Genomic DNA, 22,849 nt, shown 5'->3' with positions numbered 1-22,849 from the left:
CTGCGCATTTTTTTCTATAATCAGAATTTCTGCTGATGTAAGTCGTCATGACTCCTCGTGCTTTGGGGAAGCTATGACAGCCTATCTCTTTCTGGAGAGATTTATCTGTCATAGCTATTTTGAGCGCCCATTAAAAATCTCACTTTACATGACTACCCAATACTGATGCGACAGCATCGCGCAGCCATACTGCGGCAGGATCACGATCACTCCGGGCTGACCAGATCATCGATACTGCCGGGATACGCAAGTTCAGTGGAACGGGACGGATCGTTAAACCGAAATGCGCGGCATGTTGCTGAGCGATCCGGCTGGGAAGCGTAGCCAGAACGGGGGCGGCTGCTGCGGCAGCAAGTGCCGTCAGAAAATCTGATGCAGCGAGGACCACGTTGAGTTCCTGACCAATCTGCATCAGTGCGTCTGACAGGCATCCCTGGATGTCATCTTTCAGCGTCATGAGAACATGGGGCAATGCAAGATAACGCTCAACCGTGATTGGAGCATCCGGATCGATCAGCTTCGGGTTGAAGCAGCAGACGAGAGACTGCTCATACAACGATACCCCACAATGGCGTTCCAAACCGAAATCAAAACACCCAACTGCGATATCCAGCGCCCCCGTATCCAGTAATGTATAGACCTCACTCCGAGGAGATCCACGTGACAGCAGTCGTATTCCAGGTGCATGCCGTTGCAAATAGGCCGTCAGTTTAGGCATCAGAAAGACTTCAAGTTCGGACGAAAAGCCGAAACGAAAGATGCGCTGTTCCGTCGCAGGATCAAATTGTTCCTCAGACATCAGGATGTGCTGAGCCTGCCTTAACAACTCCGCAACATGTGACGCCATGGTTGACGCTTTGGCGGTCGGTTGCATGACAGCACCGGTTCTGACGAGCACATCATCGTCCAGTAACATTCGGAGGGTGGCGAGTGCATGGCTCATTGCGGGTTGTTGAATGCGAAGGCGTCGTGCCGCCTTTGTGACGCTGCGTTCTGAAACGAGGGCGTCGAAAGCAATCAGAAGATTGAGATCGAAGGAACGAAGATTGAAATGATCAATGGGTTTCATATTTCAAATCGATTTGTATGATGTTTGCGCGCACCCTAACGTCTGATGCGACGTAAAACAATCGTATTGAGTCAATCATGGCAGCAGCTTTTCAAGTGGGTGACGCCCGTGTCACGCGTATTCCCGAACTTCATTGGGATAACGCGCGCCCTCACAAACTGTATCCGGATATCGACGCTGAGGCACTTGCAATATTCGGTCCGTATTTGACGCCAGGATCATTTAACCCCGTGACCGGTGGGCTCGCGCAGGGAACTCATGCGTGGCTTGTTCAGGTTTCTGGTCTCAATATCCTGGTTGATACCGCCACAGGAAACGACAAGCCGTTACCTGCCGCACCGGCACTGGATCATCTGCATACGTCGTTTCTCGAACATCTTGCAGCCGCAGGCGTACAACCGGAGCAGGTTGATACCGTTCTGCATACGCATATTCATGCCGATCATGTTGGATGGAATACGCGTTTGCACAACGGAAAATGGGTGCCGACCTTTCCGAAAGCCCGTCATGTTTTCTCAGTGATTGAGGCCCGATACGGCGCCAGCAATGACGGTATTGACCCTGCTCCAGACCTACCTCCAGAGATCTTAGGGCGCCCGGACCATCGCCCACTCCCACGTGTCTATACAGACAGCATGCTCCCCGTTATCGAAGCCGGGCTGGGAGAGGCGATTATCATCGACGGTCAAGATCTTCTTGCAGGTTTCTCTTTTCATCCGACCCCTGGGCACAGCATCGATCATGCCTCGATCCGGCTGCGGTCGGATGGTGAAGACGCGTGGTTTACAGGAGATGTCATGCACCATCCTCTGCAGGTTTATCGTCCGGATCTGCGGTCCGTTTACTGCGAATTCGTTCAGCCTGCCGAGCGCTCGCGGCAGTGGTTTCTTGGAGAAGCGGCGGAAAGCGGGAGTCTCTGCTTTACCAGTCATTTCGCGGAAACGGGTGCCGGATATGTCAGGCGTCGTCCAGAAGGTTTTGCATGGGAATTTGCGCAACTAAATGTAGGAGACGCCAGATGACAAATCTGCTTATGGAAAACCTGTTCATTCCGAGTGATACGGACAATATCTCGCTTCATCTGCGCCATAAACGACGTGCAGACATCCAGATATTTGGTTCACAGCGCACTATCTTGCTGATGCATGGCGCGACGTTGCCGGCAGAAAGTCTTTTCGATGTTCCTGTTGGGGAGGGGGCATTCATGGATGTTCTCTCGCGGGAAGGATTTGACGTTTATGCGCTCAACGTGCGGGGCTTCGGAGGATCAACGCGTCCTGATGGAATGGGAGGTGCACCTGAAGCTGCGCTGCCTCAGGTCAGGACCGAAACAGCAGTACGCGATCTGAGTACTGCTGTTGACTATCTTCTCGCAACGCTTGCCATCCCACGTCTTTGCCTGATCGGAATGTCCTGGGGTGGCACGGTTACCGGCGCATATACGGCTGCTCACAATGACAAGGTGGAGAAATTAACGCTGATTGCACCGCAATGGATCAATGACGGGGTTTCTCGTCTGGATCCGGGTGGTCCAGTGCCTGCTTATCGCCGCTTTAATGTTCAGGCATTTCGCCAGCGCTGGCTTGAAGGCGCACCTGAGCAGAAACGCGAAGAGATTCTGCCAGCAGGGTGGTTTGAACAGTGGGCCGCAGTTATTCTTGCGAGCGATCCCGCAGAGCAGGATGGAGTGATCCGGGCGCCTGCGGGTGTCATTCAGGATGTGCGTGACTACTGGTCCGCAGGGAAGGCGTTTTACAGTCCCGAAAAGATCACGGTCCCGGTTCTTCTGCTTCATGCTGAGTGGGATTTGGATGTAACTACTCAGCAGATGGGAAACCTGTTTCCACGTTTTCTCAATGCCCCGTATCGTCGCTGGACGGAGATTGGGGAAGGAACGCATATGGTGGTTATGGAAAGGAACCGATGGCAGGTGCTTGAAGAAATTCTGATCTTCCTGCGGACTGCCCCTCATTCAAAGGGTTAAATTCTAGGAAGTGTCCTGATCTGCCGCGTGTTTGACCTGTTCTAGCGGGATAGACGCGATCCATCATTGAAGTGGATCTCGTCGGGATTGCTTGCAAAACGAGCTGCTTTCTCGTCCAGGAAAAATGAGCACTCTCAGGTCGCCTCGGCCGCAGCATTTCGCCTGATAGCCTGAGGCGGCTGATGGAACTCCCGCAGGAAGGCGCGTCGCATCCGTTCGGGATCATGAAAGCCTGTCATGACGGCGATGGCTTCAATGGGGAGGGTAGATCTCTCCACCTGCTCGCGTGCGGCTTCGAGACGCAGTCGTTCGACTGCTTTTGCGGGGCTCATCCCCACCGCTGCCCGGAAACTGCGAGAAAAATTTCGGGGGCTCATGCCGGCCTGACTGGCCAGAATATCCACGGTCAGGCGCTGTTCCAGGTTGGACCGGATCCATCCCAACAGTTCGGCAAAGCGTTCCTGAGGGCTCGTCATCTCGAGGAGTGCCGAGAACTGGGACTGTCCTCCGGGACGGTGATAGAACACCACCATTTGCTGCGCCGTACGACGGGCAATATCGGCCCCAAGATCTTCGGCAATCAACGCCAGCGCCATGTCGATGCCAGCGCTGATCCCCGCAGATGTCCAGATCAGGCCATCATGAATATGAATGGCATCTGCCGAAACCCGGATTTTAGGGAACTGTGCTGCCATGGCCGGGGCTTGTTGCCAGTGTGTCGTCACACGACGGCCATCAAGCATGCCAGCTTCTGCCAGCAGGAAAGCCCCTGTACACACACTGCAGATACGTCGCGCATTTCTGGCCTGATGCCTGATAAAGTTCAGTAATTCTGGGCAGCTCATAGCCTGCCTGTGGCCTTCGCCTCCGACAACGATAAGCGTATCGAACGACCCTGCCGCCGCGAGCGGAACCGTCTCGATCGTCATCCCGGAAGACGACCGGACCAGACCACCATGGTGGGACAGGGGCGTCATCTCATACGGAGCCGCCCCAAATCCTCCGGCAAGCTCGAAGGCTGCCGTCACTCCGGCAGCGTCGAGCAACTGGAAGTCTGGATAGAGAAGAATACCGATCTGTCTGGTCATGGCTTGAAATGAGGGATCGTTGTCCTTTCGTCAAATGCTCTTTTGGAAAACACTGACAGGTCTCGGATCAACTCGTGATCCGTCCCCGAACCAGAGGCGGAATTCCCAATGTCCCGACCCCCATTGCCTCCCTTCAATGCTGAAACTGCTGTTCAGAAAGTCCGTCTCGCGGAAGATGCCTGGAATGGCCAGGATCCTGAAAAGGTGGCGCAGGCCTATACGACCGATAGCCAGTGGCGCAATCGCCTGGAATTCATCCACGGACGCGAGGACATCGTTGCGTTCCTGACGCGCAAATGGGAGCGCGAGCAGGAATACCGCCTTATCAAGGAACTTTGGGCTTTTCAGGATAACCGGATCGCGGTCCGCTTTGCTTATGAGTGGCAGGATCAGGCCGGACAGTGGTTCAGGTCCCATGGGAACGAGAATTGGGAGTTCGATGAAAACGGGTTGATGCGTTACCGCGCAGCGTCAATCAACGACCAACCCATTTCGGCGACCGACCGTCTGTTCCGATGGCCTGAGGGACGGCGTCCGGACAGTCACCCCGGTCTTTCGACGCTAGGATTGTAACTGTCCGGACGCGTTTCCTTAAGGCGTTGACTGGAACGCCTTGCGGCCTTCTGCGTCCAGCGCCGCGAAGTCTTCATCGGACAGTGTGATGTCGGCAGCCGCGACATTCTGTTCCAGATGGGCGACCTTGGACGTGCCAGGGATCGGAAGCATCGCCTTGCTGCGCATCAGGACCCAGGCAAGAGCAATCTGGCTTGGATGCGAGCCGTATTTCTTCGCCATCGTGTCCAATATGGATCCCGGCCTGGCGAGGTCGCCGGCGGCGAGAGGGAACCACGGGATGAACCCGATGTTCTGCTGCGTGCAGTAGTCGAGTACGTCCTCGCTGGTGCGATCGACGAGATTGTAGCGGTTCTGGACGGTCGCGACCTCGAAGAATTTCGATGCTGTTTTGATGTTGTCGACAGAGACCTCGCTCAGTCCTGCATGACGGATCAGTTTCTGATCAATGAAGGAGCGGACCGCGTCGAACTGTTCGTCTGCCGGGACTCTGGGATCGATCCGGTGGAGTTGCCACAGATCAATCTGCTCGACGCCGAGGTTGCGCAGGCTTTTGTGCACCTGCTGCAATAGATATTCTGGGCGTCCGACCGGTTTCCAGATGTCGGGGCCGGAGCGGGTGAGGCCGCCTTTCGTCGCGATGACCAATCCTTTGGGATAGGGATGCAGAGCTTCCCTGATCAGCCATTCGGAGACGTCCGGACCATAGGAATCCGCCGTGTCGATGAAATTGACGCCGAGTTCTGGGAGGCGCTTCAGTGTGCGGATGGCCTCGTCGTGATCGGCGGGCGGTCCCCATATACCCTGGCCAGTGATGCGCATCGCACCGAAACCAAGCCGGTTGATGCCGAGATCGCCGCCAATCCTGAATGTGCCTGATCGGGAAGCGTTAGAGGGGGACTGGATCATGGGTTTAGGTTCCTTCATGACAATGTCGTCTCTGAGGCCAGTATCTCGGCCAGTCTGTCGAAAGCTGGCTGGTAGATCTGTGTCGGCATCCGGGCCTCCATACTGGCGGCATGTTCGGCTGGGGCCTCGAACTGCCCCCGCCATTGGATGAACGTGTGGTCGCTCTTCGTTATGGGAAGAAGGCTGATGGTAGAGCGATAGTTCCGGACCGGCAGGGCTGATTCAACGATCGAGAACGTGACCGCGTGATCCACGTCGGAGAGTGCCAGAAGCTGTTCGCGGATGAGTCCGACATCCCCCATCTCAACCAAGCGGATTGCGCCGACGCGGTCACCGGACTCATTGCCTTCGATCGCGCAGCTTCTGACGCCCGGCAACCAGCGTCCAAGGGCGCCAAAATTACGGACCAGCCGCCAGACAGAGGGAAGGGATGCAGGAATGATACTACTGGCCATAACGTGGATCATGAGGCTGGCTTCGCTTGGAATTGTGTGGCCCTCATAGCGACTGCCCTCCCGTCACCTCGATGCGTTGGCCATTCATCCAGCGCATGTCGTCCGACAGAAGGGCACGGACCGCAGCTCCGATATCGTCGGGCTGTCCGACACGCCCGAGGGGTGTGATGTCTGCAAGGCTTTTATTGATCGTGGCATCGTCACGGACCAGACCACCACCGAAGTCCGAGGCGATCGCACCAGGGGCGACGGCGTTGACGGTAATGCCTCGCTCTCCCAGTTCTTTTGCCATGTAGAGTGAGATGACTTCGGTAGCGGCTTTCATGGCTGAATAAGGTCCATGATCCGTTAGGTAGAAACGGGTCGCGGCAGAGGTAATGTTGAGAATACGACCGCCGTCCCGAATCAGGGGCAGGAGGGCCACCGTCAGAAGATAGGGGCCTTTGAAATGGATGTTGTACTGGTTATCGAGCTGTTCGGATGTCGCAGCATCGAAGCGAGTGTGAATGATATTGCCTGCGTTCTGAACGACATAACTCAGTGCACTGTGCTCGAACTCATGTGAGAGAAGTGCTCTGACCTGTCCGGAAAAATCCGCGAACGATTCATGGTCCACGATATCCAGCTTCAGCATGCGCAGTTTTGCATTTTGGCCGACGAGGGCTGCTTCGGCAGCGTTCGCCTCGTCTTCGTTGGAGTGATAGGTCCCGATCACGTTGATGCCCGAGGCAATCAGATGTTTCGCGATACTGTATCCGATGCCGCGATTGGCACCCGTGACGAATGCGATGTCCTGTTTGCTCATAACTGGATTCCTTGGCCGAGACACGGCGATGTGTTCCGGAATTTAATTCCGTACTGGATGGTCCATAATATGTGCGCAAAACAGGGTCAAGGAGTTATGGAGTGGTCGATATGGAATTAACGGCATAAGGCTTGGCCTGTTGCAGGCTCATCAATGTCTGGCAGACCGTTTCACGGCGTGGTGAGCAGCGCGTTGGCATCCCATAAGGTCAGAAGCGAAGTGATGGCGGCATCCAGATGTGTTGACGTCATCCCGTCCCGCGCTTCGCATGTCATGCCATGGAAAAATGTCGCGAAAATATCGGGCAGGGCCGCTGTTGTCGCGCAATCGCGCAGTTCGCCGCGGGCAATCGCGCGCTCCACGCAGACCCGGATTCCGGTCCGCGTCCGCTGGCGCTCTGCAGCGAGAAGGGCCTGAACGGCTTCGTTTTCGGGCGAACAGTTACTGGCGCCCGAGACGACCAGACAGCCACAGGGATGCGTCCGGGTCGCCTGCATACGCGCTGAACCGCGCAAAGTCCGTTCAATCGCATCCCGCGGTATCAGGTTTTCGTCCCATAAGGGCGACATCACCTGTCCGTAGGTCGCCAGATAATGCTGCACGACTTCGCGAAACAAGGCTTCCTTCGAGCCGAACGCGGCATAGAAACTTGCCGGCGAAATATTGCCCATGCAGGATTTGAGCTGTGTCAGGGAGGTCGGTTCGTAGCCCTGCGCCCAGAAAAGCGTCATGGCGGCATTGAGTGCTTTGTCCCTGTCAAACTCCCGGGGACGCCCTGTTCGCGCCATGGTATTGCTCCTTTTGAAAGATTTTCATATTAAGTGATCCAGAAGTAATTGCCAAGAATTTACGCTCTCATATATAGATCATTCGATCCATATATGAGAGCCGCATGACCTCCAAGACGATACCCCTTCGCAGAAGTCCCGATGACAGATTACCTATGGCCGGCTTACTCGCCTTGGCGATGACTGGCTTCATCTGCATTATGACTGAAACTCTTCCTGCAGGTTTGCTGCCTGAGATCGGGGCTGGGCTGCATGTTTCCCCCGCCTTGGCAGGGCAGATGGTCACGGCTTACGCCTTGGGCTCCCTGAGTGCTGCGATCCCGCTAACATTGGCCACACAGCGCTGGCGGAGAAGGCGGGTTCTACTGCTGGCGATCATTGGTTTTGTAGTTTTTAACTCCATCACAGCATTCTCGACGGATTATGACCTGACCCTCGTGGCGCGATATGGCGCGGGTGCAGCGGCAGGGCTCGCCTGGGCCCTGCTGGCCGGCTATGCACGCAGAATGGTGACACCCGCTCAGCAAGGACGTGCTCTGGCTATCGCCATGGTTGGCACGCCGATCGCGCTTTCTGTAGGTGTTCCGGCGGGCACTTGGCTGGGCGCGGCTGTGGGATGGAGACTGGCCTTCTGGATCATGTCGGGTGCCACCTTGCTGTTAATTGTCTGGGTTCTGGCGAAGGTTCCTGATTTTCCAGGCCTTGCACATCATGAGCGCCAGCCGTTCGGTCATGTCCTGCGAACACCGGGGGTGCGATCTGTTCTGGGCGTCGTGGTAACATGGATGCTCGCGCATAACGTTCTCTACACTTATATCGTACCGTTCATTACACCGGCAGGGCTGGCAGGAGAGGCGGACCGCATCCTCCTGCTTTTTGGCCTTGCTGCCCTTGCAGGCATCTGGCTCACCAGTTGCACGGTCGATCATGCCCTCCGGCTTTCTGTTCTGGTCAGTCTGGCAATATTCGCTGCTGTTGCAGTTTTTTTTGCAATTGGATCAGCATCGCCTGCGGTGATCATGATTGGCGTTACGATATGGGGTCTGACTTTCGGAGGGGCCGCGACGTTGCTCCAGACGGCTCTGGCTGATGCAGCCGGGGAGGGTACAGATGTTGCGTTATCGATGAATGTCGTCGTCTGGAACAGCGCCATAGCCGGCGGTGGCCTGTTGGGTGGTGTGTTGCTGGAAACGTGGGGAGCTCTGTCATTCCCCTGGATTGTGATGGCACTCGCTGCTGTAAGCTTCCTGATCGCATGGCAAGCCCGCTCCTATGGGTTCCGACCTGGCCATCGGCTCGGGCATGGAAAAGAAAACTGAGTATTCGATGACAAGCAGCGGATTGCGTTACCGCGTGATCACGCCCTGGCTAAAGATTGGTGCGCCGCTATACCTGCCAGGACACCCGACGCTGCTGCGACCGTTGCATTATGCATCGGGCTAGCCGCATCCCCAGCTACATAGACCCCGGACACAGAGGTTGCGCCCCAGGTATCGACCTTGATGAACGGACCGGTAGGTCCGTTTTCCAGAATACAGCCCAGATCCTCGGCAATCGGGCTGGCAGGTCTGGTTTTCGGTACCGTGAACACAGCTGCGACTTCAATGAGCCGTCCATCCGCCAGCTTCACGGCATCCAAACCAGGAGCATCTCCGATGAGAGAAATGATTGGAGTACGTTCGATCACGACGCCGCGCTTGTTAAGCAACATTGCCTGCTCTGGATCAGGCTCGTAAATTCCCTGAGTGAAGTAAGTTGTTGGCCCCCAATCGGGTATTAATGTTGCCTGATGGATTGACATTGGGTTTGTGGCGATAATTCCAAGCTGATGATTGCGGACCTCATATCCGTGGCAATAAGGACAATGAAGAACGGTCTTGCCCCATCGTTCCGCTACACCAGGGATATCGGGCAAAGTATCGGAAACGCCAGTAGCGAGTATCAGCCGCTTCGCCTGAAATTTTGCTCCGTTGGCTAGAGACACAGTAAACGTCTTGCCATTCCGTGCCACCTTCTGCGCGTCGTTCTGCAAGATCTGCGCAGTTGGATATCGCCGTAATTGTGCAGTGGCTTCACGCATAATGGTGTTCGGCGCTTTGCCGTCCTGGCCGAGGAAACCATGAGACGCGTCTGCGAAGCGGTTTCGCGGTAAGCCAGCATCGATCAGCAAAACGCTCATGCGAGCCCGTGCCAGCTGAATAGCTGCCGCTTGTCCGGCAAAGCTGCCGCCTATCACGATCACATCATACATGGTTAAATCCTATTCAACTTCATATGTAATGTCTGAAGTTACATATATGCATATCAGCTTTTTGCAACTCTTGATGTGACATGATAGAAGAGCCTAAAGGGCAGGCGATGCAACTGGACGGGCGATTATCGAGAATGATGCATTTGCTGATCCATATGGATCGCGCGAATGGGCCCATCACCTCCGGTGAAGCAGCGGAAATGCTGCATACCAATCCGGTTGTTATTCGGCGTACGATGGCAGGCCTGCGGGATGTGGGGTTCGTTCGTTCCATCAAGGGGCACGCTGGCGGGTGGACGCTTCTGAAGCCGCTGGAAAGTATCTCGATGCTTGATGTCTACAAAGCCGTGGGGCAGCCACGTATTTTCGCAATTGGCCTGGCCGACCCGGCGCCCGATTGCCTCGTCGAGCAGGCCGTAAATGCGTCAATGACGAGCGCACTCGAAAAAGCTGAGGCGCTTCTGATTGCTCAACTAGGCGAGGTCACTCTTGCAGCAATCGCCAAAGATTTTGACCGGCGCTTTTCTGCGTCTTGTGCGAGCTCTCCCTGAACCAGGGTAGTCTGCCGCTTTAGAGCTCAAAAAGCTTTGCAGTTACTCGATGGAATGAAGCTCAAACGTAAAGCCGCACAATGCATAAAAATGGTAGCGGCTGTTTGCAGGGGACCCTTCTTCTATGTGAGGTGTGCTTTGAGAGACCTTTTTGCCATAAACCTGTCTTTCATCGCGGAAACAAACGTTCGAACATTTACGGACTGACGTTCTTTGGCAGGGAACAGGATGAAGACCGGAAGTACTGAGGCGGGGGTGTCAGTCAAAATTCTTCGAAGCTGCCCATTTTCAACAAATTGGTGAGTTTGGTAGGATAATGCCGTGACGATGCCTAGATCTTCGGTGGCGGCTGTGAGAGCCGCATCGACACTGTTCACGAAAAGCCGGGGCGAGACTTTTATCGAAAAACCAGATTTCCCGCCCTGTCGCCACTCAGAATATCCCGCTGCATATTCATTAACCTCAATGAGGCTATGCGTTGCGAGATCCTCAAAGACCTGTGGCTCTCCGTGTTTCTTCAGATAAGCTGGGCTGGCAACAAAAATTTTCTGGACCTCTCCGATTTTCTGCATCTTCAGGGCGCTGTCTTGTGGAGGCGCAATCCGGATGGCGAGATCAACTCCTTCTTCCACAAGATGAACAACCCGGTCTGTCAAAAAAAGCCTGATGTTCAATTGCGGCCAGGCTTTTAAAAGTTCTGTGACAACGGGAAGGACGTGTACCCGTCCAAAAATAACGGGGGCGGTAATCGACAATACTCCTTGGGGAGCAGTCCTCGCACCTTGCGCTATAGCAATCGCACCATCTAGGTCGAAAATCGCTGCCCGACACCGAGCCAGAAACACCACGCCTTCAGTGGTCAGATGTACAGAGCGGGTTGTACGGTTGAATAAGGAGATTCCGAGAGCTGTCTCGAGGCTTCTCACCGTCCGTGTTACCGTTGTTGCGGAAAGACCCAGCTTTCGGGATGCTCCGACAAAACTGGCGTGATCGGCCACGGCCATAAAGATCCGCAATGCCGGAAGGTCGATCAGATCTCTCTCCTGTAATCAACAAATTATAGCCACAAAACGTAATAATGAAGTGCGCTTTTGGTAGATTATCGCACGCTTTGTTGCGTGAGAAGACAACGTATCTGTTCAACCGTTTTTTTCGGGAGTTCCCCATGAAGCTCTATTATCATCCCCTTTCGGGGCATGCGCATCGGGCGCACCTCTTTCTCTCTCTTGTCGGCTTGCCTCACGAATTGACGCTTGTCGACCTTGCCGCGGGTGAGCAGAGAACTCCGGAATTTTTAAGGCTGAACGCCTTTGGAGAAATTCCCGTTCTAGATGATGACGGGACTATCATTGCGGATTCCAATGCCATCCTTGTTTATGTCGCGCGAAAAATGGGGCCATCTCATTGGCTGCCAGAGGACCTAGTAACAGAGGCGGAAATTCAACGCTGGCTGTCTGTTGCGGCAGGAAAAATCACATATGGATGCTGTGCTGCGCGTCTTGTGACAGTCTTTGGAGCCCCCTTCAATCCGGAAGAGGTCATCCAGCGTGCTCATGACACACTCAAAGTGATCGAGCAAACCTTGCTGGGCCGGACCTGGATCGCAGGAACCCAAGAACCGACAATCGCGGATGTCGCGCTTTACAGTTATGTCGCGAGAGCTCCGGAAGGAAATGTTGATCTATCAGAATACAAGGCCATTGGTAGATGGTTGCAGCGCACGGAACGCCTGGAGGGATTTGTTCCATTCGCGAATATTGTAGCGGATTTAAAAACAGGAGAGGCGCAATGAACTTCTCTCATCTGAGTCTAGATCATGTAGGCATTCGTGTGACGGATCTCGCCGTTTCCGAACGGTTTTATGCCAAATTTGGCTTCATCCGTGATCCAGAAGAATACGCTCCAGCGGTGAAAGCCTGTGGTCTACATCACCCATCCGGGCTTCGTATTCATCTTATTTTTAATGGTGTGTCAGACCCGGCTGGTAATATTCTGATGGATGTTCCTGTCAAATATCCAGGATACACACATGCGGCATTTATTATCGAAAGTATGGTGGGTCTTGTGGCCTGGCTGAAACAGGAACGGATTACGATCACAGAAGGCCCAGTGCATATGGGGCATGACAGACGCGTCGTCTGTTTTATTCGTGATCCAGACGGGAACGTTTTGGAATTTAACGAAATTCTCCAGTAATTTGTCTTTCTGGAACTCTGAATTTGATAGCCGAATGAGGACACCGATAATAAAATTCAGCCGATATCACTTAGATCGAGTACTACCAAGGTAGATTGTTCGACGCATACGCTGAACGAATGAATCAAGAAGGTCGACGCCGGTAAGCAGACTAGTCTTGAATTTCTATCTGTTCGTGCATTTTAAACCAGATCAGGGACGGAGAGAATGGAGCAGGGTTCATGAGGCGGCATGCCTACCATTCGTGGCGGCAAAGAGCGCGAGGGAGGCGAGGCACATGAGCGTTCCTGCGATCGCAAAGCCCCACCAACCTGCAATGCTGTAGAGTGCGGCCCCGCAAGACGATCCGAGCGCACCGCAGACGAACACACCGCCCATATAAGCAGCATTCAGGCGTCCGCGCGCAGTGTCGTTGAGACTGTAAACCACGCGCTGGCTGATGACCTGATTGGTTTGCACCCCACCATCCAGCAGCAGCGCAAGTACCGCGAGGACGATAATCCAACCTGCAGCGACGGCCCAGCCCGAGGTGAGAGACGTTGCGCCTACGAGTGCGATTGCGCTCAGTGTCGCCGGACGGGTCAGTCCGGCGTCAGCCAAGCGTCCTGCGAGAGGAGCGGCCAGTGCGCCGCCTGCTCCCGCGAGTGCGAAGAGGGCAATCTTGCTCTGGCTAAAGCCGAACTGGGCATGAAGCAAAAGCGGAATGGCGGTCCAGAACATGTTGAAGACAGCGAAGACGAGACCATGACAGGCGATGCGAACCCTTAACGTCCTGTATTGGACCAGAAGATGCATGATCGACCGCAAGAGGCTTCCGTAAGACATGCGACGGGTTGGGGCCTGAACGGGCAGAACGCGCGCCAGCCCAAGACCCGCGAGCATCATGACGACAGCAGAGACCCAGAACACGGCTCGCCAGCCGAACGCGGCCGCCATAGCGTTTGCGACGGGCCGCGAGAGCATGATCCCCGACAGCAGACCGCCCATGATATTGCCGATCGTTCTGCCACGTTGACCGGGTTCCACGAAATGCGTGGCGAGCGGCAGCAGAATCTGCGATCCCACGGAACACAGACCGATGGTGACGGAAAACAGCATGAATGTCGCGACTGAGGTGCTGAGCGCCGCTCCGATCAGACTGACGACAAGCCCGGCAATCGTTAGGAGGATCAGACGACGGTTTTCGGACTGGTCGCAGAGCGGCACGATCAGGACCAACCCAGCCCCGTAGCCGAGTTGGGTCAGCGTGACGATACTTCCCGCCCATGTGGAGGAAATGGCCAGTGCACTCGTGATGGGGCCGATCAGAGCCTGCGCGTAGTAGATGTTCGCGACCGTCAGGCCGCACACCCCGGCGAACAGTCCGGTTATCGCCGGTGTCAGGCGGAATGTCGTGTGAGCGGTAGCGTTTGTCACGGGCGGCCTTCTGGCAACTTTTGAGGCGAGTGGCGGCTCAGAACGTGTTCCTGAAAATGATCTCGTCTGTCGGAAGGATGCCGCCGGTCGGGTGAGGGGACTTGGCACATTTACCGACCGCGACGAACATGACGATTTCATGGTCCTCGGGAAGATTGATCAGCTTGCCCACTGCGTCGAAGTCGAAACCGTCCATCGGGCATGTGCCGTAGCCCATGCTTTCGGCCTGTAGCATGATGGCTGCCGCTGCCATACCGCACGAGCGCATGCCTTCGTCGCGCTGGACCTGTTCGCGTCCACGATAATACTGATCGATCGCGCCGGTCATGAATTGCTGCACTTCGGTGGAGGCGTTTTCCCAGTAGCGCGTGGTGGATTTCTCCCACGCCTTGATGTCAGCGCAGAGAACCAGAAGCACGGAAGAGTCGGTAACCTGAGCTTGATCCCATGCGACGGCGCGGATCTTGGTGCGCAGTTCTGGATCGGTCACGGCGACGAAGCGCCAATTCTGGATGTTGAACGCCGTTGGCATACGGCGGGCGAGACCGAGCAGTGTGTCGAGTTCAGCGTCCGTCATGCGGTGGTCGGGATCGAAGACTTTGGTAGCGCGGCGTTGCAGAATGGCACTGGCGACGTCGAGGGGCATGACATTTCTCCTGTTGTGTGGCTCTGTTGTACAATTTACCCTGTCAACGCGGAGAGGGCATTAAGGGTGCTTAGGCTTATGAGACGGCCCGTCTGATGGGTGTTCCATCGTTCCCCTTGGCCCGTCCGGGATAGCCGTAGGCCTACAGAGTTTCATTTCGGGTGATGGCATCTTTGCTGATGCGAGGCGCCATAACACTACATTCTTTTTGGGAGGTATGATCTACCATGTATCAGGGCTGGTAATGGTTTCATGAGATCGCCTTGTGTCATACACACTACCAGCCGTGACGCTGACTGGCGATCTCTTCATCGTCGGGGATCTGTTCCCGAGACTGGGGCCGGAGCATAGCATCACTGATATCGCTTCCTATCATGTCTATGCTCCTGATTTATATGGCTATTCATGGAATTTTTCAAATGTACGGAAGGAAAAAGAAAGGCATGTTTAAGACATTACTATTTCCTAACATGCCCTTCAGGAAGAATACTAGCGCGTCATAGATTTAAACAATTGTGTCTGTTCGACCAGCGCGCGTTCGGTTGGCAACCGTTCCATACTCGATGCACCATAAAATCCATGGCAATCAGGGCAAGCCTTGAGGACTTTCTGGGCATCTTCAGGCATTGCAATCGGTCCGCCATGGCAAAGAACGATGACGTCGTCTCTCACACTTTTGGCAGCATCCGTCATCTGGTTGATCAGCGTTATACAGTCGTCCAGTGTGAATGCTGTTTCTGCACCAATATTGCCACCAGTTGTCAGGCCCATGTGGGCAACCAGAACATCCGCGCCCGCTTTTGTCATGCTGACAGCTTGCTCTGGGTCGAAGATATAAGGGGTCGTGAGCAAATCTTTCTTGCGGGCCCGAGCGACGACATCCACTTCCATAGCATAGCTCATGCCGGTTTCTTCAAGGTTTTTTCGGAATGTACCGTCAATCAGCCCGACTGTCGGGAAGTTTTGTATACCAGAAAAACCCACCCTGCGTATTTCGTCGAGGAATACATCAAAGTCCACAAATGGATCGGTACCATTCACGCCGGCAAGTACTGGCGTGTTTGGGACAACTGGCAGCACCTCACGTGCCATCTCCATAACGATCTGATTGGCGTTGCCATAAGCAAGCAAGCCCGCAAGTGAACCGCGTCCAGCCATGCGGTAACGACCGGAGTTATAAATGACGATCAGATCGATGCCGCCCTCCGCCTCACATTTGGCGGAAAGACCTGTTCCTGCTCCGCCCCCAACGATGGGGCGCCCTTCTGCGATAAGGCCGCGCAAACGACCAAGAATAGTTTCGCGTGCAATGCTAGGCATTGAATTCGGTCTCCTTGAACATTGTCTGAAATTCGTCCGCCATTGCCTGAGCAAAAGCAGAATCATTGAGCGCATATGGCAGGCGTATCAGCCTTCGCCTTGCGCTTTCGCGCAGCATCCCTGATAACGCCGCGACGAATGCTTCATCGGCTTCGGGATCGAAAAAGACCTCTCCAGCCGCATCAAGTAAAGAAAAGCCGCCTTCCGGTATAAAGAATGCGACGGGGCCTTCGCAGTGATTCAGGCGTTCGGCAATCATTTGCCCCATCTGACGACATTCTTCGGCTGATGTACGCATCAGTGTGATGTGTGGGTTATGCTCTACCAGAACACGATTTCTATAATTTTGTGGAACCGTATCTCGGGCAGCGAAATTGACCATGTCGAGACCACCGCAACTGCCGACATAAGGCACTTTAGTGCGTTCAACTGCGCCGAGCCGGTCTTCTCCACAAGGAAAAATACCATTCGCAATGAGGTCGCAGAATTCCGTTGTTGTAACGTCAATTACACCGCGTATGACTCCACGATCAATAAGCTGTTCCATCGAACGACCACCCGTGCCGGTGGCGTGAAACACCAAACAGTCAAACTGATGATGCAAGGTATCAGTCAGGTGTGTGACGCAGGGTGTCGTTACACCAAACATCGTCAAGCCAATCGCAGGGCGTTGGTCTTCGGGTTCATGCGTCGCAGAACGCACCATACCGGCCATGGCATTCGCTGCGTTTTCGAGCACTCGCCGCGACACACGGTTCAGCCCTTGCATATCGACCACGGAATACAGCATTGCTATATCGGATCCACCAACATAAGGCGCAACGTTTCCAGATGCCACGGTGGACACAAGAATTTTTGGAATACCGATGGGCATTGCCTGCAAAGCAGGTGCTACCAGTGCGCTGCCTCCAGACCCCCCTAGTGCCAGTACTCCTGCCACATCAGGGCGCGAGGAGAGATAGTGCAACAACGCGTCAGACATTCCTGCAATTGCTGGACCTCTGACATTCCCGAATACGGCATCGGGCCCACGCGGGTGGCATGATGCGACGTCCCATGCCACGACATCGGTGGCTTGAATGACACCGGTGCAATTGTGTCCTGTGGAGACATCGACAACTCTGGAGAGCACACCACGTTCCGACAATTTGGTTTGCAGATAACGGAGTTCTGCGTCCTTGGTGTCTCGCGTTCCGATGATATAGACGTATTTTGCCATCGTCAGGCCATCCGGGGACACGGCTCAAGCAATGTGACCGTCAGTGGTCTTTCCAGTCCTGCCGTAAACGTCTCTTTCATGGCCAGGAAATGTGCCGTCTGCTCATGAATTAGAAGCGCGTCGAGACTCTCCCACTGTTCGATAAACACGAGATGCTGCGGGTTGTTTTGGTCACGCTTGCAGTCATAGGAGATATTGGACGGCTCTAAACGCGACGCGATAACGCATGCCGCAACTGCGCCGAGGACGGCATCTTTGTGTTCAGGTCGGATGTAGATTTCGGCAATGATAGTAAGGACATTTGTTGATAGGTCTGACATGCTTTCTCTCCGCCGCCTGACTGTTCTTGTCAGACTAACGCGGAGTGACACTTTCAGCCTAAGACTATAGTGTCGCGTGACACTTTTCTTTCTACTAGTTCGCATGCCTGACGTATGCGCGTCAGCGCTACGGTCAGATTTTTGAAGGATACGGCACCCAGGGCGAGCCTTACGCCTGTTGTTTGAAGGGTGTCGCAACTGGCAAAAGCGCTCGGTGGTGCGATTGAAACACCGAGTGCCTTTGCGTTTTCAGCGACGTTTTCTGCTGTGGATGCATCCATGGGCAGCCAAAGGTGAAAGCCGTCTCCACCCGGTTCTGTCATGCGTTTGCCCAATATATTACGGGCAAGATTCCGTCGTCTTGCGGCTTCGGCACGTAAAGATTGACGGACGCTGCTAGCCGTTCCATCGCTCAACCACTGAGCCATCATCGCATAGGACAGGGGAGCGATCATCAGGGATGATGCAAGCAGTACTGGAAGTGTCTGCGCTGCGAATGCAGCTGGGGGGGCAAGCGCGCCTATGCGCAAACCTGGACTGATGATTTTTGACAGACTGGAAACATGAAAAGTCCGTTCCGGAATGAGCGCCGCGAGAGTGTGGTTTAGCTTGCTCTGTCCAGCATAGACACCATCTTCGATGACCAGAGCATCGAACCGGCGGCATAACTGGGCAATGGCATGTACTCGATCGCTATCCATGCAAGCGGTGGTTGGATTATGCAGGGTGGGCGTTACATACACTAATGCCCGTCCAGTTTGGGGTGACGATAAGGCGGCTTCCAGCCCATCAGGCATCATCCCGCGCGCATCCATGGCAATACTTTGCAAGGTTTTTCCTCCGCGACGCACTGTGTCCAGCATGCCGGGGTAGGTCACCTCTTCGGTTATAATGCTGCCCACATGTGGGCGCGCGACGGTGAACGCCACGCTGAGTGCCTGTTGCGCTCCACCAGTCAGTAACAGATTTTCCGGATCGATTTCGATACCGCAACCTGTCAGCCAGTGCGCCATAATTCGACGGTGTTCGATATGTCCAGCAACAGGTGGATAAACGTTAAAAAGGGCGGCGTCGACGGTACGGGCCAGACGTGACAGGGTGCGAGCGAGTGCTCGGTCACTAAACATGGGCGGGGGCATATTGGTGGACATATCCAGCAAAATCGACCGATCATCCGCCCGTGCTGCAACGAAAGATCCACGCCCATGCTCGGCCCGCACTAATCCGCGTCTTTCAAGAATGGCATAAGCGCGCGTAACGGATCCAATGCCGATGCCCAGACGCCACGCGAGGTCACGGTGTGCTGGCAGTCGATCGCCAACAGACAAAATACCATGGAGTATGTCTGATCCCAGCACGTCGGCTAGACGCTCTGCTGACGATCCGGTTCCGTCTGGGAGACGTGCATTCCAAGGTGACTGGCTTCGCATTGTTTTGCCTAATTAATTTTAGAAAGCTCAATAGTGGGGGAATACCCCGCTCTGGATGGCAGATGGAGGGTGGTTAGGACTATTCTATCGTATCGTCCCGCCCCCGCGAAGCCAGAAGCCAATCGTCAGGGCTACCTGGAGGGTTCGAAAAACCCTCTGGTTTTGAGTCTGTCTCTGTGATTCCATTTCTCCTGCATTGATTGAGGGAGAAGATGAAGCAGGCTGGTTTCTTTGACGTTGAAGAGCGGCTTGCGCGATTGAGCGGGCTTGGTGATCAGCTTGAAGCGTTCTGCCCTGATCTGGAGAAGGCCCTGGCCTATTCAGATGGAAGCAAAGGCGGGCGACGGCCATTTGATCCGGTGCTGATGTTCAAGATCCTGGTGATCCAGACGCTGAACAATCTGTCTGATGAACGGACGGAATATCTCATCAACGACCGGCTGTCGTTCATGCGTTTCCTTGGTCTGGGGCTTTCAGATCGGGTGCCTGATGCCAAAACAATCTGGCTGTTCCGTGAACGCCTGACACAGGCGGGGGCCATTGAAAGACTGTTTGAGCGCTTTGATGCGACCCTGCGGAACGCAGGCTATCTGCCGATGTCGGGTCAGATCCTGGATGCAACGCTGGTGGCTGCTCCAAAGCAGCGCAATACTAATGCCGAGAAGGTAGATCTCCGGGCAGGACGTACCCCCGAAGACTGGCAGGACAAGCCGTCCAAGCTGTCGCACAAGGATCGCCATGCGCGCTGGACGCTGAAGTTCACGAAGGCGAAGCGGCAGGATGATGGAACCATGCCATCCAGCGATCTCGCCATCCCGTTCTTTGGCTACAAATCCCAGGTATCGATAGCGGGGCCGGGTTTGATGCCATGGAGAAAGTCGGAGAAGCGCAGGCTTCGGAGACGTGGTTGTGGATCAGACCCGGTTCCCAGCATGCCGGGAACCGGGTCTATACTCTCAGAGCGAACCAGGCCGGTTCGGGGCTGAAGTCCCTGAGAGATCCGCCGATCGTCTCGTCTTTTGTGAAGCATGAACCCGGTCCGGCCGCGCTGACGGGGCAAGAGTAACAAGATTGTGGCGTCTGCTTTGAGTGAAGTTGATCGGCCACGAATGACACACCTGACTGTGACCGTAGCGTTGGTTCCCTCACCAGAAAGGACCGACCATGACATTCCGTATCATTGGTATTGATCTGGCCATTCGCGGAGATCACCTCGCTCAGATCTATGACGATGGCCGCCCTAATGGCCGTGCAATTCGTTTCAGGCACGATCAGCCCTCACTCGCCGCTTTTGTTCAGACAGCCGTGATGGGGCTGAGAGCGGATGACCACATTCAGGCCATCATGGAGCCAACCGGCATGAGCTGGTTTCCTGTTGCCCACCATCTTGCAGATGCTGGCGTCACCGTGGCTCGTGTCAAGGGAAAACGGGTCAAGGCTCTACGCCGTTACCTTTCCGAACACGCCAAAACGGATATGGCTGATGCCCAGATCCTGGCGGCCATACCGTCATTTGGTGGACCACGTCTTGATCCAGTCCACATTCCGGATCCGCAAAGCCACGCTCTTCAACGTCTAATCAAACAGAGAAGCCGCTTTCAGAACGAGATCGCGGATGCCAGGCGGCGCCTGCTTGATCTCATTCGTTGGGCATCCCCCAGGCTTGAAGCAGTCTTGCCCGACTTAGGAACACGGCTCTCTTTGGCCCTGTTGCAGAAATGGTTTCACCCCTCGGATGTTTTGAAGGCGCGTCGTACGACATTCGCCAAATATGTTGGAGCTCATGCGGGAGGGAACCATCCGCGCAGTGGGCCCTTTGTGGAAACGCTGATCACAGGGTTACGTGAAGCGGCGCAATACGCTCAAGACCTTCATGGGACACACATTGATTTTTCGGAACTACAATTCCAAATCGCGACGGGAATTGAGAATGTTCTGAAGAAAATCCAACCAGTTGAAGATTTTGAGCAGCATATTGCAGATCTCTATAAACACCTCGACCCACAGGCTCTTCTGCTCAGTGTTCCGGGTGTCGGCCGTCATCTCGCGCCAACCCTGATCGGTATCTTGCAGAACATTGAGCGGTTTCATTCCGAAAAACATTTACGGTGGTTCTGTGGCCTGTTTCCCAGGAGGGCTGATAGTGGTGGTGTGGAGCGAGCGGGCCAGACCCTGATCCAGGGTGGCAATAACCGCATCAAACATGCACTTTATCTTGCTGCTGATACGGCACGAAAAACAGATCCTGAACTGGCAGAACTTTATTGGAGGCTGATGACGGCGAAAGGTCATCATCACAAACAGGCTTTATGTGCCGTTGCCAATCGTATTGTGAACCGGATCTTCAGCGTTCTCAAACGAGGAAAGCCTTATGAAGTGCGCGACAGGGAGGGAAACAGCATCACCCTCTGTGAAGCAAAAGCTATCACTCTGGAGCGCTATACTGTCGGAGAAAACAGTAGAGCAGGACGTCGTTCCAATCGGATCGAAAAGAACTCCTGAAACCGGAAAAATTGCTTGCGCTCTCGGTACAAGATCACGTCTCCATCGACCGGAAGTATCGGTTCATCCGGAAATGGAAGACGACGGATGCCGTTGCCAGCGATGGCGCGCGATTGAGAGAGGGGCTGCTGGATAAAACCAATACGGCCTCAAGCGTCTGGGCAGACACGGCCTATCGCTCCAAAGCCAACGAAGACTTCATGGAAAAGCAGGGCTTTGTCTCCAAGGTTCACAGGAAAAAGCCGCATCTCAAACCTATGCCCCGGCATATCCAGAAATCGAATGCCGGAAAGTCTGTGATCCGATCTCGTGTCGAGCATGTCTTTGCCGATCAGAAATCACAGACGGGACTGCTGATCCGAACTGTCGGTATCACCCGGGCCACCATGAGGATCGGGCTCGCCAATATCGTCTATAATATGCGCCGTCTTCTCTTCCTGGAGCGAATCAGCGCGAGCGCGTAGTCATCCAGCAGGGGACAGCCCCTAATCCGTTCAAAACACAAACAGAAAACGCCCCAAAGAACCGTCAATCAGATTGCCAAAACCCAGAAATCACGGGCCAAGCACATCAATCAACGGTTCTTCGATCCCTCCATCTGCATTTCGTGCCCTCTTGACGAGGCAAGCATCTCTTCCAATTTTTCTTTCGCTGGACGCCATCGGGTCCGGCATAGGCTCTGTGAGCCAGACAACTGAAGTCCATGTTGCTTTAATCGGAGGATGTGGATGTCGACACTGAAAGGACTTTATTCCCGCTATCGCCGCTCCTTGCGCACAGCCGCCCGGAGATGGCGCAACCGACTGGAGGGAGGCGTATCATGGTAACGCGCCCCCTTTTTGGAGACGATCCGCTAGCTCCGCGTGTCCTCTCCGTGCTCCGCCGCCTCGGTCATGACGGACGTGGCGTGATGCTGACGTCTCTGGTGGCCCATACCGGTATACCGGGGATCAGACTTCGCTCTACGCTGGAATGCCTGGTCCAGGCGGGCACGGTCACCCCTGCCGGGTGTGATCCTCTGGCTTCTGATCTCGCGTTCCGTGTCCCCATGCGGGCAAGAGCCGCACCGCCAGTTCCGATCGCGGCGTAAGGCACAACCGCGCCGGGTAGATCAGAAACGCCTTCTCCGAGCGGAAGCGCCATCTTTTCTGGAACGACCGCACGAATGAGAGGGTGGAGCGGGGCCTTCCATCGGAGGTCCCGCGTTTCTGCAGATGAAATCAAAAGCAGCGAGAACAGGGAGATGTCGAGTTTTATTCATTTTCTCAACCTGAAGGCGCTTCAGCACTATTGGAATAACCATCCCCCCGTGCCCCGTTCACGGGGG

At 54.8% G+C, this 22,849-nt stretch carries 23 protein-coding genes and 2 pseudogenes; 11 read left to right on the top strand and 14 right to left on the bottom strand.

Going from position 1 to position 22,849, the window contains the following annotated elements; genetic code table 11:
• Positions 1-139: 139 nt before the first annotated feature.
• Positions 140-1,069, bottom strand: coding sequence for a LysR family transcriptional regulator (locus tag JK208_RS13090; RefSeq protein ID WP_063904067.1), 930 nt, complete (start codon positions 1,067-1,069; stop codon positions 140-142).
• A gap of 77 nt (positions 1,070-1,146) precedes the next feature.
• Between JK208_RS13090 and JK208_RS13085 the strand changes: the two genes are divergently transcribed.
• Both JK208_RS13085 and JK208_RS13080 read left to right on the top strand, forming a co-directional pair.
• On the top strand, positions 1,147-2,091 hold the full coding sequence (locus JK208_RS13085) for an MBL fold metallo-hydrolase (RefSeq protein WP_077804064.1): 945 nt from the start codon (positions 1,147-1,149) through the stop codon (positions 2,089-2,091).
• Positions 2,088-3,053: an alpha/beta hydrolase gene (locus JK208_RS13080; protein WP_077804065.1), complete on the top strand. Its 966-nt coding sequence runs from the start codon at positions 2,088-2,090 to the stop codon at positions 3,051-3,053. The genes JK208_RS13085 and JK208_RS13080 overlap by 4 nt, the downstream gene beginning before the upstream one ends.
• A gap of 134 nt (positions 3,054-3,187) precedes the next feature.
• Here the strand turns inward: JK208_RS13080 and JK208_RS13075 are convergent, their stop codons facing one another.
• Positions 3,188-4,141, bottom strand: a complete 954-nt coding sequence (locus JK208_RS13075; protein ID WP_063904064.1) for a GlxA family transcriptional regulator — start codon at positions 4,139-4,141, stop codon at positions 3,188-3,190.
• 108 nt (positions 4,142-4,249) lie between these two features.
• Between JK208_RS13075 and JK208_RS13070 the strand changes: the two genes are divergently transcribed.
• On the top strand, positions 4,250-4,714 hold the full coding sequence (locus JK208_RS13070; protein ID WP_077804066.1) for a nuclear transport factor 2 family protein: 465 nt from the start codon (positions 4,250-4,252) through the stop codon (positions 4,712-4,714).
• A gap of 18 nt (positions 4,715-4,732) precedes the next feature.
• On the opposite strand, the gene JK208_RS13065 is transcribed toward JK208_RS13070, so the two are convergent.
• The 4 genes from JK208_RS13065 to JK208_RS13050 form a co-directional block, all read right to left on the bottom strand.
• On the bottom strand, positions 4,733-5,623 hold the full coding sequence (locus JK208_RS13065) for an aldo/keto reductase (RefSeq protein ID WP_077802257.1): 891 nt from the start codon (positions 5,621-5,623) through the stop codon (positions 4,733-4,735).
• Between the two features lie 14 nt (positions 5,624-5,637).
• Positions 5,638-6,090 carry an SRPBCC family protein gene (locus tag JK208_RS13060; protein WP_063904061.1) on the bottom strand — a complete coding sequence of 151 codons (453 nt, stop codon included), beginning with the start codon at positions 6,088-6,090 and terminating at the stop codon, positions 5,638-5,640.
• Positions 6,091-6,121: 31 nt separating this feature from the next.
• Positions 6,122-6,883: an SDR family NAD(P)-dependent oxidoreductase gene (locus JK208_RS13055; RefSeq protein ID WP_063904060.1), complete on the bottom strand. Its 762-nt coding sequence runs from the start codon at positions 6,881-6,883 to the stop codon at positions 6,122-6,124.
• Positions 6,884-7,053: 170 nt separating this feature from the next.
• Positions 7,054-7,671, bottom strand: a complete 618-nt coding sequence (locus JK208_RS13050; RefSeq protein WP_063904059.1) for a TetR/AcrR family transcriptional regulator — start codon at positions 7,669-7,671, stop codon at positions 7,054-7,056.
• A gap of 104 nt (positions 7,672-7,775) precedes the next feature.
• Between JK208_RS13050 and JK208_RS13045 the strand changes: the two genes are divergently transcribed.
• Positions 7,776-8,990, top strand: coding sequence for an MFS transporter (locus tag JK208_RS13045; protein ID WP_063904058.1), 1,215 nt, complete (start codon positions 7,776-7,778; stop codon positions 8,988-8,990).
• Positions 8,991-9,028: 38 nt separating this feature from the next.
• Here the strand turns inward: JK208_RS13045 and JK208_RS13040 are convergent, their stop codons facing one another.
• Positions 9,029-9,922, bottom strand: a complete 894-nt coding sequence (locus JK208_RS13040; RefSeq protein ID WP_077804067.1) for an NAD(P)/FAD-dependent oxidoreductase — start codon at positions 9,920-9,922, stop codon at positions 9,029-9,031.
• Positions 9,923-10,002: 80 nt separating this feature from the next.
• On the opposite strand from JK208_RS13040, the gene JK208_RS13035 reads away from it, so the two are divergent.
• A complete protein-coding gene (locus tag JK208_RS13035; protein WP_233142702.1) occupies positions 10,003-10,473 on the top strand; it encodes an Rrf2 family transcriptional regulator in 471 nt (156 codons plus the stop codon).
• 122 nt (positions 10,474-10,595) lie between these two features.
• Here JK208_RS13035 and JK208_RS13030 read toward each other — a convergent pair whose 3' ends face one another.
• Positions 10,596-11,489 (bottom strand): LysR family transcriptional regulator, encoded by an 894-nt coding sequence (locus JK208_RS13030; RefSeq protein ID WP_255376062.1) that lies wholly within the window; start codon positions 11,487-11,489, stop codon positions 10,596-10,598.
• A 149-nt stretch (positions 11,490-11,638) separates the two neighbouring features.
• Here JK208_RS13030 and JK208_RS13025 point away from each other — a divergent pair, with 149 nt between their 5' ends.
• Both JK208_RS13025 and JK208_RS13020 read left to right on the top strand, forming a co-directional pair.
• Positions 11,639-12,265, top strand: coding sequence for a glutathione S-transferase family protein (locus JK208_RS13025; protein ID WP_063904081.1), 627 nt, complete (start codon positions 11,639-11,641; stop codon positions 12,263-12,265).
• Positions 12,262-12,669 (top strand): VOC family protein, encoded by a 408-nt coding sequence (locus tag JK208_RS13020; RefSeq protein ID WP_063904056.1) that lies wholly within the window; start codon positions 12,262-12,264, stop codon positions 12,667-12,669. Before JK208_RS13025 ends, JK208_RS13020 begins: the two co-directional genes overlap by 4 nt.
• Before the next feature lie 219 nt (positions 12,670-12,888).
• Here JK208_RS13020 and JK208_RS13015 read toward each other — a convergent pair whose 3' ends face one another.
• From JK208_RS13015 to JK208_RS12990, 6 genes are all read right to left on the bottom strand, one after another.
• Positions 12,889-14,085, bottom strand: a complete 1,197-nt coding sequence (locus tag JK208_RS13015) for an MFS transporter (RefSeq protein ID WP_244178138.1) — start codon at positions 14,083-14,085, stop codon at positions 12,889-12,891.
• A gap of 37 nt (positions 14,086-14,122) precedes the next feature.
• Positions 14,123-14,731 carry a nitroreductase family protein gene (locus JK208_RS13010; protein ID WP_077804069.1) on the bottom strand — a complete coding sequence of 203 codons (609 nt, stop codon included), beginning with the start codon at positions 14,729-14,731 and terminating at the stop codon, positions 14,123-14,125.
• A gap of 489 nt (positions 14,732-15,220) precedes the next feature.
• The gene (locus JK208_RS13005; RefSeq protein ID WP_077804070.1) at positions 15,221-16,051 is read right to left on the bottom strand and encodes a phosphoenolpyruvate hydrolase family protein; all 831 of its coding nucleotides are present in this window, start codon (positions 16,049-16,051) and stop codon (positions 15,221-15,223) included.
• Positions 16,044-17,270 (bottom strand): Tm-1-like ATP-binding domain-containing protein, encoded by a 1,227-nt coding sequence (locus tag JK208_RS13000; RefSeq protein WP_077804071.1) that lies wholly within the window; start codon positions 17,268-17,270, stop codon positions 16,044-16,046. The genes JK208_RS13005 and JK208_RS13000 overlap by 8 nt, the downstream gene beginning before the upstream one ends.
• 2 nt (positions 17,271-17,272) lie before the next feature.
• On the bottom strand, positions 17,273-17,590 hold the full coding sequence (locus JK208_RS12995) for a putative quinol monooxygenase (protein WP_077804072.1): 318 nt from the start codon (positions 17,588-17,590) through the stop codon (positions 17,273-17,275).
• Between the two features lie 53 nt (positions 17,591-17,643).
• Entirely contained in the window at positions 17,644-19,020 is a 1,377-nt protein-coding gene (locus tag JK208_RS12990) for a PLP-dependent aminotransferase family protein (RefSeq protein ID WP_077804073.1), read from the bottom strand.
• Positions 19,021-19,232: 212 nt separating this feature from the next.
• Here JK208_RS12990 and JK208_RS12985 point away from each other — a divergent pair.
• The 4 genes and pseudogenes from JK208_RS12985 to JK208_RS12970 all read left to right on the top strand — a co-directional run.
• A pseudogene (locus JK208_RS12985) lies at positions 19,233-19,868 on the top strand (transposase); the annotation flags it as partial.
• Between the two features lie 316 nt (positions 19,869-20,184).
• The gene (locus tag JK208_RS12980; RefSeq protein WP_077804074.1) at positions 20,185-21,522 is read left to right on the top strand and encodes an IS110 family transposase; all 1,338 of its coding nucleotides are present in this window, start codon (positions 20,185-20,187) and stop codon (positions 21,520-21,522) included.
• A gap of 29 nt (positions 21,523-21,551) precedes the next feature.
• Positions 21,552-21,986, top strand: a pseudogene (locus tag JK208_RS12975) (transposase); the annotation flags it as partial.
• A gap of 356 nt (positions 21,987-22,342) precedes the next feature.
• The gene (locus JK208_RS12970) at positions 22,343-22,612 is read left to right on the top strand and encodes a hypothetical protein (RefSeq protein ID WP_077804075.1); all 270 of its coding nucleotides are present in this window, start codon (positions 22,343-22,345) and stop codon (positions 22,610-22,612) included.
• The last annotated feature ends 237 nt before the right edge of the window (positions 22,613-22,849 follow it).

This window comes from Gluconobacter sp. Dm-74 (assembly GCF_018256135.1).
Lineage (GTDB): Bacteria > Pseudomonadota > Alphaproteobacteria > Acetobacterales > Acetobacteraceae > Gluconobacter > Gluconobacter cadivus.
This window is presented reverse-complemented; position numbering and strand designations above follow the sequence as displayed.